This is a genomic window from Methylobacterium sp. E-005, from assembly GCF_022829725.1.
Taxonomy (GTDB): Bacteria; Pseudomonadota; Alphaproteobacteria; order Rhizobiales; family Beijerinckiaceae; genus Methylobacterium.
The window spans coordinates 1-8,369 of record NZ_JAKSYG010000094.1; the positions used below are offsets into that span (position 1 = coordinate 1).

16 protein-coding genes are annotated in these 8,369 nt (G+C 61.8%); 12 read left to right on the plus strand and 4 right to left on the minus strand.

The genetic code is table 11. From position 1 onward, the window contains the following. Positions 1 to 84: 84 nt before the first annotated feature. The 3 genes from MKK88_RS10950 to MKK88_RS10960 form a co-directional block, all read right to left on the minus strand. A complete protein-coding gene (locus MKK88_RS10950; protein WP_243999565.1) occupies positions 85 to 333 on the minus strand; it encodes a hypothetical protein in 249 nt (82 codons plus the stop codon). Next, positions 334 to 495: a hypothetical protein gene (locus tag MKK88_RS10955; RefSeq protein ID WP_243999567.1), complete on the minus strand. Its 162-nt coding sequence runs from the start codon at positions 493 to 495 to the stop codon at positions 334 to 336. A gap of 383 nt (positions 496 to 878) precedes the next feature. After that, positions 879 to 1,295, minus strand: a complete 417-nt coding sequence (locus MKK88_RS10960; protein WP_243999569.1) for a helix-turn-helix transcriptional regulator — start codon at positions 1,293 to 1,295, stop codon at positions 879 to 881. Between MKK88_RS10960 and MKK88_RS10965 the strand changes: the two genes are divergently transcribed. The 5 genes from MKK88_RS10965 (at position 1,294) to MKK88_RS10985 (ending at position 3,401) form a co-directional block, all read left to right on the plus strand. Beyond that, entirely contained in the window at positions 1,294 to 1,539 is a 246-nt protein-coding gene (locus MKK88_RS10965) for a helix-turn-helix domain-containing protein (protein ID WP_243999570.1), read from the plus strand. The two genes, MKK88_RS10960 and MKK88_RS10965, sit on opposite strands and share 2 nt — an antisense overlap. A 181-nt stretch (positions 1,540 to 1,720) precedes the next feature. Beyond that, on the plus strand, positions 1,721 to 2,314 hold the full coding sequence (locus MKK88_RS10970; RefSeq protein ID WP_243999572.1) for a hypothetical protein: 594 nt from the start codon (positions 1,721 to 1,723) through the stop codon (positions 2,312 to 2,314). Next, a complete protein-coding gene (locus tag MKK88_RS10975; protein ID WP_243999573.1) occupies positions 2,314 to 2,619 on the plus strand; it encodes a hypothetical protein in 306 nt (101 codons plus the stop codon). The genes MKK88_RS10970 and MKK88_RS10975 overlap by 1 nt, the downstream gene beginning before the upstream one ends. Then, the gene (locus MKK88_RS10980) at positions 2,619 to 2,831 is read left to right on the plus strand and encodes a hypothetical protein (RefSeq protein ID WP_243999575.1); all 213 of its coding nucleotides are present in this window, start codon (positions 2,619 to 2,621) and stop codon (positions 2,829 to 2,831) included. Before MKK88_RS10975 ends, MKK88_RS10980 begins: the two co-directional genes overlap by 1 nt. Next, positions 2,832 to 3,401 carry a helix-turn-helix domain-containing protein gene (locus MKK88_RS10985; RefSeq protein WP_243999577.1) on the plus strand — a complete coding sequence of 190 codons (570 nt, stop codon included), beginning with the start codon at positions 2,832 to 2,834 and terminating at the stop codon, positions 3,399 to 3,401. Between the two features lie 5 nt (positions 3,402 to 3,406). On the opposite strand, the gene MKK88_RS10990 is transcribed toward MKK88_RS10985, so the two are convergent. After that, a complete protein-coding gene (locus MKK88_RS10990) occupies positions 3,407 to 3,613 on the minus strand; it encodes a hypothetical protein (protein ID WP_243999579.1) in 207 nt (68 codons plus the stop codon). A gap of 49 nt (positions 3,614 to 3,662) precedes the next feature. On the opposite strand from MKK88_RS10990, the gene MKK88_RS10995 reads away from it, so the two are divergent. The 7 genes from MKK88_RS10995 to MKK88_RS11025 all read left to right on the plus strand — a co-directional run bounded on the left by MKK88_RS10995 (position 3,663) and on the right by MKK88_RS11025 (position 8,317). Then, positions 3,663 to 4,049 (plus strand): hypothetical protein, encoded by a 387-nt coding sequence (locus MKK88_RS10995; RefSeq protein WP_243999581.1) that lies wholly within the window; start codon positions 3,663 to 3,665, stop codon positions 4,047 to 4,049. Positions 4,050 to 4,342: 293 nt separating this feature from the next. Beyond that, positions 4,343 to 4,783 (plus strand): VRR-NUC domain-containing protein, encoded by a 441-nt coding sequence (locus tag MKK88_RS11000; RefSeq protein WP_243999583.1) that lies wholly within the window; start codon positions 4,343 to 4,345, stop codon positions 4,781 to 4,783. Further along, on the plus strand, positions 4,780 to 5,676 hold the full coding sequence (locus tag MKK88_RS11005; protein WP_243999585.1) for a DNA adenine methylase: 897 nt from the start codon (positions 4,780 to 4,782) through the stop codon (positions 5,674 to 5,676). Before MKK88_RS11000 ends, MKK88_RS11005 begins: the two co-directional genes overlap by 4 nt. Before the next feature lie 307 nt (positions 5,677 to 5,983). After that, entirely contained in the window at positions 5,984 to 6,238 is a 255-nt protein-coding gene (locus MKK88_RS11010; protein WP_243999587.1) for a hypothetical protein, read from the plus strand. A 6-nt stretch (positions 6,239 to 6,244) separates the two neighbouring features. Next, the gene (locus MKK88_RS11015) at positions 6,245 to 6,790 is read left to right on the plus strand and encodes an HNH endonuclease (RefSeq protein ID WP_243999589.1); all 546 of its coding nucleotides are present in this window, start codon (positions 6,245 to 6,247) and stop codon (positions 6,788 to 6,790) included. Further along, the gene (locus tag MKK88_RS11020) at positions 6,787 to 7,800 is read left to right on the plus strand and encodes a DUF1376 domain-containing protein (RefSeq protein WP_243999591.1); all 1,014 of its coding nucleotides are present in this window, start codon (positions 6,787 to 6,789) and stop codon (positions 7,798 to 7,800) included. The genes MKK88_RS11015 and MKK88_RS11020 overlap by 4 nt, the downstream gene beginning before the upstream one ends. A 1-nt stretch (position 7,801) precedes the next feature. After that, the gene (locus MKK88_RS11025; RefSeq protein WP_243999593.1) at positions 7,802 to 8,317 is read left to right on the plus strand and encodes a hypothetical protein; all 516 of its coding nucleotides are present in this window, start codon (positions 7,802 to 7,804) and stop codon (positions 8,315 to 8,317) included. Positions 8,318 to 8,369 lie beyond the last annotated feature (52 nt).

Below are 8,369 nucleotides of genomic sequence, written 5' to 3' on the forward strand. Positions count from 1 at the left end.
ATGCTCCGGTGAACATACTGATGCCGGTGACGAACATCGCGACTGCGAGACTATAGCCTAGGACACTAACGAGAGCGGTGCCCATCACGCCGCCTCCCCGATCTCAGCGAGAAGCGCAGCCTCATCAGCCCGCATCTCAGCCTCAATGCGCCGGGTCTCTTCGGCCTCGGCCTCGTCTGCTTCTTCCTGAGCGTCGAGGAGATCGTGCGCGTGGTAGACTGCAGCGGCCCGGCAATCGAAGCCGGACTCAATGATTTGGCCGGTCAGGAATACCGCATAGCCAAGACCGGCCTGCCCGACGCTGTAGGGTGCGATGTCGTTGAAGGCGCGCATTCACGCCTCCCCACGCCGAGCAGCAGCGACGTGCTCAGCAATCCAGACCGGGACGAACGGCCCAAGACCGATCGTGAGCATGCCGAGAGTGATGAAGGTGACGGCTACCGGCAGCGGCGCGGTGGCGAGGTAGAGGTCAATGGCGGCGAAGTAGCTGGACATCGGCGGCGCTCCGTGGCGGCTGATGTCTCTACCTTATCCAAATCTCTTGGATACGCAAGCGCTATATCCAAAAAAAGTGGACGTTGCGCGCCTACGGCGTATTGCCGTCAACAGGGTTCTAAAGCAGGTTGTGCCTAGAACGGAACATGAACATTCCGGTGAGGTCGCTGCTGTGACGGATAAAGAGCAAGCGCTGGAACGTCAGCTCAAGCGGCAAGCGCTTCAGCTTGCTTCGATGCTGCCGGACGATCCCAACGCCGCCGTAAAGGTGCTTGGGTACGCCTATGAATTGATAGAAGATTTCGTACGACCGACTCGACCGGCCTTGAATGCGAAGTCGACGGGCGGTCCGCTCCGGCTCGTTGCGAAGGATGGGGCTCCGGTTAAGCCATAGCGCGTCGGGTGCGCTTGGGTGCCGTCGCTGGGCCGCGCTCAATCTGAGCCATCTTCTCCAGTAGCCAGTTCGGCATCATAGCTTCGCTGCCGTCGTAGATCCAATCGGTTGTGACGCCAAATTTCTGCTTGATCCGCAAAGCGTCGTCCGGCTTCGGTCGGCTTACTCCCAACTCATAGTTGTTCCATTGGCTATGCGAAAAGCCATGCAATTCCGCAAACGCGCGCTGGTTGTCCATCTCGTGGATGGCAAGGCGCAGGAGTCGGAGACGCCGACCCGTCTCTGGGTACAGCGGTTCTGAAGGAGTTTTCCCCATGCCGGCATTCTGGCTGGGGATAACGGAACGGCCCATCGAAGCCTTTTGGGCCTTGTAGTGTCCAAAGTTCTTGGATATATGGGTGTCCATGCGGACGTTCACCACCAGCGGTCAAGTCATCGACGCTCTCGGCGGAACCGCTGAGTTGGCGAAGGCCCTCGGGCGCAAGATGACGGTGATTTCGAACTGGCGGACCGGCGGTGCCTTCCCGGCCAACACGTACCTTGTGCTGACTGATCTGCTTCAGAAGGTCGACAGCCGAGCGCCCGCGCATCTCTGGAACATGGTCGACGCGCCGATGCGTGCGGCCGAACCGCAGAGGGCCACAGCATGATCATCGTCGGCTTTGCTATCCTATCCGCTTTTGGGCTTTTCGCCACGCTCTGCGCGACTGCCCCCATCTGGGACGAAGACCGCCAGATGCCGGCAGAGGATGTGTCAGCCGCTGCTGAGCGCGCGTGATGACTAGGTTTGATCATTCCGCAGCAATCGCGGCCGTTAGCAGCGGTCGATCCATGAGCGACGTTGCTCGCGAATTTGGTGTTAGCCGAGAGCGCATTCGACAGATCATCCGTCGAGCCGGCGTGGTCCCAGAGACGGGATACGACTTTAAGAGGCGTCTCTACGCTTACGTGCTTGATATGGTGCGAGAGGGCCTCTCCGATAAAGCCATCAGCGAAGAGCTGGGGCTTGCAATCAATGCTGTGAAAAAGTTGCGACGGGATGCTCGCCTTTCTGAGGAATGCCGTCGCGAACACGCAGTCATGTTGCTCAATGAGCATGTTGAGGCTGGCGGCAGCATCTCTTCCGGATGCGAAAAGTACAACATCACCCGAGGCGAAATGAATACCCTTCGCCGACTCATATCGGTCAAATCCAAGCATGGCCGTTTTGCTGATTTTTCTCACCGAAATTCTTTGATTAGGACCTGGAGAGAGGAGGGTTTTAGCTGGGCCGACGTATCCGCCAAGATGGCTGAGCATGAAGGTAAGTCGCTTCACAGTCAGGCTATGTACGTCTGGGCAAAAGCACATATGCCAGAATTGTCGAGCAAGCGCGGACGACGGAAAATAAATGCGCGATCTGTCTCGCATGAGGTTCGCGTCTGATGGCCGTTCTCAGTGACGGGCAAGCCCGCAATCTCATTGAAGCGCTGGACGAACTGGACAGCCAGATTGAGACGCTTCAGGCGTCGAAGCGCGATCTGCTGGCCGATGCTCGCGAGGGTATGACTGGCGAGCGGAAAGAGGTCATTGCGCAGCACATCGGCGCCGTGAAGACGGCTGCTAAGCGCCTGCGCAAGTTGCGGATGAAGCCGGAGGCCGCCGAGGCTGACGACGCTCGGGACGAACTCGCCGAGCACTACGTCGCCCTCGTGTGCGCGCCGCGCGCTACGCGTGAGGCCGCCGAGTGATGGCCGCCCTCGCATCACTCCCCGCCATCGAGGTCACGGAAGGCGAGGTCCACAAGGCCCTCACCATCCACCCGATCCGGTACGACACCTTCGCCAAGCTGAACCTGCGGTTCGACCGCCGGTACGACCGGAGCATCCAGCTCAACCGCGCTCAGCTCACCGACTTCATCGGGCTCTGCATCGCTGTCCGCGACAACTTGCGGGAGGTTTGAATGGCCACCGGTGCTCCTATCCCCGTCAGGGAATATGCTTCCGTCGCCGAAATGCGGCGGCATGCGCTTGAGGTGAAGGCGCGCCTGTTTTCGGGCAGCCTTACGAATAGCAATGCGCTCGCGCCAGCGATCCTGCCGCCCGTTGAACCGAAGCCGGTCAAGTCGATTTGGGGTGCGCCGGTCATTGTTGAGCATCAACCGATCGTCACACTGGCACAAGTTCATGCCGATGTGATGAGCGTCGCCGACGTGACCCGCGTCGTTGCTGCGGCCACCGGTATCACGAAGGCTCAATTGCGCTCGGTTCAGCGCAAGTTCGATGTCGCTCGCGCCCGCCACATCACCTGTTGGCTGGCCGCCAAGCACAGTGGGCTGTCCCTCAATCAAGTCGGTGCGCGGCTCGGGGGACGAGATCACACGACTGTTTTGTACGGAGAACGGCGAGTAGCCGCCGTCATCGCTGTTCTCGGGCTGGATATGTCCGGCGACCCGCATCGGCAGGCCCGCGTCCTCTGGGATGCTGACTGGCCCAAGGTCGTTATCGGACCGGGACGGCGGCCATGCGCCTGATTGCGTCATCGCTCGCCCCCGTTGGTCCGCTTGTCATTCGCGTGCTGCCGCGGGTTGCCGCCCGCTGCCTCACGATCTTCCAGGGTTTTGCTGAGGCTTGCCGGCCTATAGCGGCGCCCTTCGATACTCAGCGCGTCAAGGTAGTCCTGCCAGGACGGCGCGCTGTGCCTGTAGTCGCGTCGCGTAGCCCCTTTCCCGTCGAGATCAGCCATCGCGGCTCCTCCTGTGTCGAAGTCTCTTCGACCACAGGGGTGTTCCACCGTGCTGGAAAAGCTGTCCAACGAGGCGAAAATGTCTGCGCTCGCTGACGAGATGCGCGCCGAGATCGTCTGGCTCGCCGGACCGAAGATGCTCGGCGATAGCGAAAAGACGCTGATTGGTCGTGCTGCCCGTGCGGCAGGGATCAGCTTCCGAAAGGCCAAGTCTTTCTACTACCGCGAAGCCCTCAACCCGTCTGCCGCGAGTGTCGAAGCTGTTCGCTCCGCTCGCCGCCGCAAGGAGACAGCAGATGACATTTCAACGGTCGCACGAGACCTGGAAGCGCTTGCGGAACGCCTTACCGCTCTCGGTGCGCGTGGCGATCGGCAGGAGGCTGACCGGGCTCGGGCTGTCGCTGAGCGGCTTCGGCGCCTGGCTCCGGGAAACTGACTGATGCCGAACGCCCGCGGCGAGATCACCAATCACGACGTGCGCAAGATGCAAGACCTCGCTGAACGGGGGTTTGGCAACTCACACATCGCCCGGAGCGTCGGCTGCTCTGAATATTCGGTCCGACAGCATCTTGGGAAAGCACGGCTGCGTATTCAGGTGACCCTGACACAGCGAGAAGCACGGGCTCGCTGTCACAAGCGGGCGCATCGGTATGCGGCTTTTGTAGAGCGCGCGTACTTGCAGGGCGCTCCGCTCCTTGTTCCTCCCACACCGTTCTGAACGGAGCCGATATGGTCGAGACCGCCACGATCGCGCTTCAACGCCAGCGCGCCGACGCAGCGAGAGGCATTCGACGCGATGTCGAGGGTCCGGTGCAGAAAGTCGTTTTGCGCTACCTGCGCCTGACGCTGCCCCACGGCTGGATCGTGACCCATGTCGCGAACAAGCCTCGCAGCAAGACGCAGGGCGGCAAGGAGAAGGCTCTCGGCGCGACGGCTGGCTGGCCTGACCTTCAGATCCTCGGCCCCGGCCCTGACGGCCCTTCCGTGTGGTTCATGGAGATCAAGGCGCCGGGCGGCCGGACCAGCGACGAGCAGCGCGACCTGCACAGCAGCCTTATGGATGCGGGCTTTGCCGTCCGCATCATCCGCTCTGTCGAGGACGCTCGCAAAGCCGTCTCTGACTGGCGTCTTCCCTCTTCCGACAGCCTCATCGTGCGGAGGGAGGCATGAGCGTGCCGACGCGCCCGGTGCTCCGCTGGCATGGTGGTAAGTGGCTGCTCGCCCCTTGGATCGTGCAGCACTTCCCTCCGCATCGCCTCTATACCGAGGTTTTCGGTGGCGCTGCCAGTGTTCTGCTGCGCAAGCCGAGGTCCTACGCCGAGGTCTACAACGACCTTGACGACGACGTGGTCGGCCTCTTCCAGGTACTACGCTCGGAGCGCGCGCCCGAGCTGCTGTCTGCGCTGCGCACTACGCCATTCGCCCGGATCGAGTTCGAGCAGGCCTACGAGGTCTCCACTGACCCTGTAGAGGAAGCGCGCCGCCTCGTGATCCGCTCGTTCATGGGCTTCGGTTCGGACGGCGCAAATCGCAAGGTCACGACCGGCTTCCGCGCCAACGCCTTTCGTAACGGTACCACTCCGGCGCAGGATTGGGCCAATCTGCCTGACTGCCTCCTAGCAGTAGTCGAGAGGCTGCGCGGCGTCGTCATTGAGCATCGCCCGGCAATCCAGGTTCTGCGCCAGCACGACCATGCTGAGACGCTTCACTACGTCGATCCGCCATATCTGTTTGAAACGCGATCTCTGAAAAACCGCGGCGGCGGTCGAGCCAAAGGTGGGTGCTACGCTCATGAACTGAGCAATGCCGGTCACGCTGAGCTTCTGGAAGTGCTGCAGGACCTCCGTGGCTTGGTCGTGCTCTCAGGATATCCGGCGCCTTCCTATGATGCCGCACTGAAGGGCTGGGATCGTGTTGAGCGGAAGTCGCTCGCCGATGGTGCTCGGCCGCGGACCGAGGTGCTTTGGATTAATCCGAGAGCGTCGCAGCGGCTTAGGTCGTTCGGCTCCGTGTTGGCCCAAGCGCATCTGTTCGCAGACCCTGTCATGATGGCTGCGGAGTGATGGCGATGGAAGCTGATCACACTCAGCCGGGGCCTGCTGGCCTGTTCCTTCGCACCGATCGTCTGTCTAGCGCAGGCTGGTATCAAGAGCACACAGCCCGCCAGTCTCTAGAGCGCTGGTGCTCTCAATGCGGACAGAGCGCTTGCTACGGCTATGGCGTCAGTCTGAGTGAGGAAGGTGTCTGGAGCTGCGCGGACGCCTCCTGCCGGTCTTCTTCCGAGGCTGAGAGCGCACGACGCCTCTGCCCGTCTCCTCTCGCCAAGCCAAGCGACAGTCCCGCTGCCTTTGACCTCTTCGGAGATGCCGCATGAAGCACGATGCCAAGACCGTTCTGACAGGTCTCCAGGTGGACTGTCTCCAAGACGTGCTGGACGACATTCTGGCGGGCGTCACTGGATTATCCGAAGTCGCCGACACTCTTTGGGCTGTGGGTCTCCGCAAGCCCGCATCGGAGATCGGCGACATCTGCGACGTGATCACGGAGCGCGCTCGCGAGTCCGATGAGATGCTGCGCAATGCATCTTCGATCACTACGGCCCCCGTCTCTTTCAAGGAGGCGTAGACCGCTATGAGTGAGAAGCCTCCTTGGTTTCGGTGTAATCCGCTCAAGCTCAGCGTGACGCTCTCGCTGATGTCTCCGAGCGATGCGCTCGTCTACACGGTGCTGATGCTCCGGGTCATGGAGAAGAGCGGCCCGGTCACGGAGACCGTGCGCTCGCTTCATCGACGCACTGGGCTGTCGACCAAGCAGGTAACTGCGGCGCTGATCAGTCTCGGATCCGAGGGGCACGTAGTCGCCCTTGGCGCTGATCGCTTTGACGTTCCTGAGACGCATGCCGAGCTTGCCCGTCAGCAGACGCCGGCTGCTCAGCGCGAGTATTTCGGGAAGTTGCAGCGCGATCTCCCTGCCGGCTGGGCCGCCATCAAAAGCATGGTGGTCGAGCGGGACGGCCTCGTCTGCGCCTACTGCGGTGATCTGGCCGGGCCTTTCGAGATCGACCACGTCGTTCCGTACAGCCGTGGCGGTGAGAACGACCCCAGCAATCTCTGCGTCGCCTGCAAGCCCTGTAACCGCAGCAAAGGCGCCAAGACGCCTGAGGAATGGCTGTCATGAAGGGCGAGTTCTACAAAATGGACTTCCGCGCCTGGAACGTCGGCACGGTTGATCTGACGCTGGAGCAAGAGGGCGCGTACCTGCGCCTCTGCCACGCGATGTACGACGTGGGCGGCCCGGTGCCGAACTCCACACGGTTTCTGCAGAGCATCTTCCGCTGCGGCAACACGAAGGCCACGACGCTGGTCAGCCAGCTCATCGCCGCGGGCAAGATCGGTGTCACGACAGACGGTCGGCTGATCAATCACCGGGTCACAGAGGAGCTTGCTGCACGCGAGCGAGTGTCCTCGGTTCGCCGGATTGCGGGTGAGCGAGGGGGGAGCGCACCCCGAGCGACTGCCGAGCGACTGTCGAGCGACCCCCGAGCGACTGTCGAGCGACTGCCGACCGACGTTCGAGCGACCGGCGCTAAGTCATTGAACAATAACGATAAGGACGAAGCAATTGCTCCGTTGCTGCGAAGCAGAGGAGAGGAGATAAGAGAAGAGAAGAAGGATGCTCCGCATCCTCTTGTTCGAAAGCATGTTTGGCCGAACGATTATCGGGAACAGGCTTGGGATCGCTACGGCAAGAAAGTCGACAAGCAGCCGAGCATGGCAGCGCTCGACGGACTTTACCGCGCAGACAAGACCTCGTGGACCGAATTCATCGGTGGCGTAGACCGGCAGGCGGCAGCCGTAGAGCCGCAATACCGCCCATCACTGGAGCGCTTCATTAAGCGCCAGAAGTGGACCGACCAGCACCCCGCACGGGAGGCGAACAGTGGCACAGGATCTCACGACCTCTTCCCGCAGCCGGCTCCTTCCCGCGGTCAACGTGGCGGAACCAGCTACGATGCTGTTGTTACCGGAATGGCTGGCCTCGCAGCTCGGCGCGGTCTCCGACCTAGGAGCCGGCAGAACGGTAATGGACAGGACGACCCGGCAGATCACCGCTCGCGTCCCGACGATCCCGAAATCGAAGATGCCCACTGGAGCCCAGCGGGCCGCTATAGCGCAGCGCATCACTGAGTTGCACGCTGCTGCCCAGCCTGGACCGACCGAGGACACGATCACGCTGCTCGGCGAACTGATCCAAGAGTTCGCCCCGGCACGGCTGGACCCGAAGACGGTCGACATCAAGGCCGAAGCTTACATGGACGCGGTCGAGGATCTGCCCGCCTGGACGCTGCGTGAGGCCATTTATCGATGGCACCGCGGACAGGTGTCGGTCAGCGATCCTTCGGTCTTGGAGTTCGCACCGAAGCCGTACCGCCTGAAGGCCATCGCTGATGGCATCCTCGTGGTGGCTAAGGGTCAGGCGATCCGCCTGCAGCGCATTCTAGACGCCGAGCCCGAGGAAGAACTGTCGGACGCCGAGCGCGAGGCGAGCAGCCGGAAGATGGACGCACTGCTGCTGACGCTCTCTGACCGCGATGACGACCCGTCACGCGGATCCGCCCACGCAGACCGTCTCCGTGCTCAATCTGAGCTTCGTGATCGTGAAGCCGCTATCAAATCCAAATCCACTGAGGAGAGCGCGATATGAAGGGCAAGCACCCTAGCGGCAGGCCCATTCGCAAGCCTCAGAAGCGCGATTA

Bases quoted from the DNA above. Each gene is read 5' to 3' on its own strand.
- MKK88_RS10950 (WP_243999565.1), bottom strand. From the start codon at position 333: ATGCGCGCCTTCAACGACATCGCACCCTACAGCGTCGGGCAGGCCGGT.
- MKK88_RS10955 (WP_243999567.1), bottom strand. From the start codon at position 495: ATGTCCAGCTACTTCGCCGCCATTGACCTCTACCTCGCCACCGCGCCG.
- MKK88_RS10965 (WP_243999570.1), top strand. From the start codon at position 1,294: ATGCGGACGTTCACCACCAGCGGTCAAGTCATCGACGCTCTCGGCGGA.
- MKK88_RS10960 (WP_243999569.1), bottom strand. From the start codon at position 1,295: ATGGACACCCATATATCCAAGAACTTTGGACACTACAAGGCCCAAAAG.
- MKK88_RS10970 (WP_243999572.1), top strand. From the start codon at position 1,721: ATGAGCGACGTTGCTCGCGAATTTGGTGTTAGCCGAGAGCGCATTCGA.
- MKK88_RS10975 (WP_243999573.1), top strand. From the start codon at position 2,314: ATGGCCGTTCTCAGTGACGGGCAAGCCCGCAATCTCATTGAAGCGCTG.
- MKK88_RS10980 (WP_243999575.1), top strand. From the start codon at position 2,619: ATGGCCGCCCTCGCATCACTCCCCGCCATCGAGGTCACGGAAGGCGAG.
- MKK88_RS10985 (WP_243999577.1), top strand. From the start codon at position 2,832: ATGGCCACCGGTGCTCCTATCCCCGTCAGGGAATATGCTTCCGTCGCC.
- MKK88_RS10990 (WP_243999579.1), bottom strand. From the start codon at position 3,613: ATGGCTGATCTCGACGGGAAAGGGGCTACGCGACGCGACTACAGGCAC.
- MKK88_RS11000 (WP_243999583.1), top strand. From the start codon at position 4,343: ATGGTCGAGACCGCCACGATCGCGCTTCAACGCCAGCGCGCCGACGCA.
- MKK88_RS11005 (WP_243999585.1), top strand. From the start codon at position 4,780: ATGAGCGTGCCGACGCGCCCGGTGCTCCGCTGGCATGGTGGTAAGTGG.
- MKK88_RS11010 (WP_243999587.1), top strand. From the start codon at position 5,984: ATGAAGCACGATGCCAAGACCGTTCTGACAGGTCTCCAGGTGGACTGT.
- MKK88_RS11015 (WP_243999589.1), top strand. From the start codon at position 6,245: ATGAGTGAGAAGCCTCCTTGGTTTCGGTGTAATCCGCTCAAGCTCAGC.
- MKK88_RS11020 (WP_243999591.1), top strand. From the start codon at position 6,787: ATGAAGGGCGAGTTCTACAAAATGGACTTCCGCGCCTGGAACGTCGGC.